Origin of the sequence: Coleofasciculus sp. G3-WIS-01 (genome assembly GCF_040223135.1) — a bacterium.
Classification (GTDB): Bacteria; Cyanobacteriota; Cyanobacteriia; order Cyanobacteriales; family Coleofasciculaceae; genus Coleofasciculus.
On the sequence record NZ_JAVJZI010000069.1, the window covers coordinates 1 to 2039 of the forward strand.

The 2039-nt window shown below is 45.6% G+C and carries 2 protein-coding genes; one reads left to right on the plus strand and one right to left on the minus strand.

Translation table 11 applies throughout. From position 1 onward, the window contains the following. Nucleotides 1-235, plus strand: a 235-nt coding sequence (locus tag RIM23_RS06875; protein ID WP_446365630.1) for a hypothetical protein, incomplete at its 5' end; no start/stop codon positions are given. A gap of 80 nt (nt 236-315) precedes the next feature. Here the strand turns inward: RIM23_RS06875 and RIM23_RS06880 are convergent. Then, a complete protein-coding gene (locus tag RIM23_RS06880; protein WP_446365632.1) occupies nt 316-1458 on the minus strand; it encodes a protein kinase domain-containing protein in 1143 nt (380 codons plus the stop codon). Between the last annotated feature and the right edge of the window lie 581 nt (nt 1459-2039).

Genomic DNA, 2039 nt, shown 5'->3' on the forward strand with positions numbered 1-2039 from the left:
CACCGATAACCCAACAACAAAACCCGCCCTCCCCACCGATAACCCAACAACAAAACCCGCCCTGATTCAGGTTCGTAGTCAGGGATGCGAGCCCTTAATCTTGTTGGGTTTCCTGCGTCAACCCAACCTACAACTCTCCCTAATTCCTGTTCGTAGTAAGGGATGCGAGCCCTTGATTCTGTTAAATCTCTTGCATCAACCCACGATGGTGGGTAACACAGCAAAAATAGGGTAATAGATTTGACCATTGAATCGGGCGCACAGGGCTTGCGCCCCTACGGTTTCTGGGCGTAAGCTTTGCCACACCACGACAACCTATTCTCCCAAAAACTGAGACTTTATATCCTCCAATTCCCGCTCAATTTGACTTTGGGTTTTTTGAGTATTGGCAGAACCTTTAGTCGGCGGTGTCGATTTTTGCGGCGTACTTTTAGATGTCGGCGGCTGCAAAAACTCAGATTTTAAATCCGCTAATTCTTTATCTAAACCTTTCCCATATTGAGGAGGATTGGGCTGTGACTGAATTGGTACTGAAGCCGGAGAAGGTGCAGGTTTTGCAGATTTAATCTTAGCTACAGGAGTTTGAAACTGTAAATCCTGGAGTATCTCCGCCACAGATTGGTAGCGCTGATTCGTCCCATTGACTAACATCTTATCTAAAATTTTAGCCACGCGATCGCTCACTGGATTTTTCAACCCTTGTCGCCATACCCAAACCCCCTGATTGACATCAAATAAGTCGAAGGGATGGATTCCCGTCAGCAGATGGATACAGGTCACACCCAGACTATAGATATCACTAGCAAACACCGCTTTGCCGATACTTTGTTCTGGCGCAACATACCCCACCGAACCAATAACCGTCCCGGTTCTCGCTAACGCTGTACCTGTCGCCACTTTTGATGCGCCAAAATCTACCAAAAATAGTTGCTTATCCCGATTTCGGCGAATAATATTTTCCGGTTTAATATCGCGGTGAATCACATGATGTTGATGAACGAATTGTAAAACAGGCAACAAATTATTCAACAGATCACAAATTTGGGCTTCTGTAAATGCGCCTTTCCTTGCCAACTCATGGGCTAAATCTTCGCCCTCAATAAACTCTTGCACCAAATATTGATGGCTATCTTGGCAAAAATACGCCAACAGTTCGGGAATCTGGGGATGTTTACCCAACTCATCTAACCTTACTGCTTCTTGAGTAAATAACTGCGCCGCTTTTTGTACCGTACTGGTTCCCTGGGCTTGGGGAAAAAACTGCTTAATTACACAGGGGGGATGAGATGGTTTATCTTCATCCACCGCTAAAAACGTTCGCCCAAAACCCCCTTGTCCCAAAGGTTGAACCGTGCGATATCGTTCCTTGAGGCGTACCTTTGATCCGCAGGTGAGGCAAAATTTGGTTCCGGCGGGATTTTTGGGGTTGGTACAGTTAGGATTGAGACAGTAACTCATGGGGGTAGTTGGCAATTCAGCGTTTATCTCTATTTTGCCTCTAAATGAGGAGTAGTTTTTTTACTCTTATCCTTTTACTTTGTTCCGTCTCAACTTAATTTCGTTTAGGATGCTACGATAATGGAATTAACTGATCTAGATAGATGGTCAGAATTAATCCAAATTGCGATTAAATTCATTATAGGCATAGGCTGCTTCCGCTTGTGATGATCAGACGCTTGAACTGTGGCACTTGGCGACGGGGAAAGCGTTAGCCACATTTACCGGGGAAGCTTGGATGCTTTCCTGTGCAGTTGCACCGGATGGGGTGACCGTGGTGGCGGGGGAGGTTGGGGGGAGGGTGTATTTTCTGCGGTTGGAGGGGTTGAGGGGTTGAGAAACCGGGTTTCTGCGCTAAATTTGGGTTAACTAACAGTCCGTAAATATCTAGACAATTAGTTACATAACTGGACATTTTATGTGATATAATCAGGCAATGTCTAGTTTCCCCCCCCCAAGAAGCAGCTACTCGACTTTGTGTGATGGTCTTGCACTTTGCACCGATGCTCACTCAATGGTAAAATACAATCTTATAGTATCGC

Coding starts and splice junctions, on each gene's coding strand:
- RIM23_RS06880 (WP_446365632.1), bottom strand. CDS start 1,458: ATGAGTTACTGTCTCAATCCTAACTGTACCAACCCCAAAAATCCCGCC.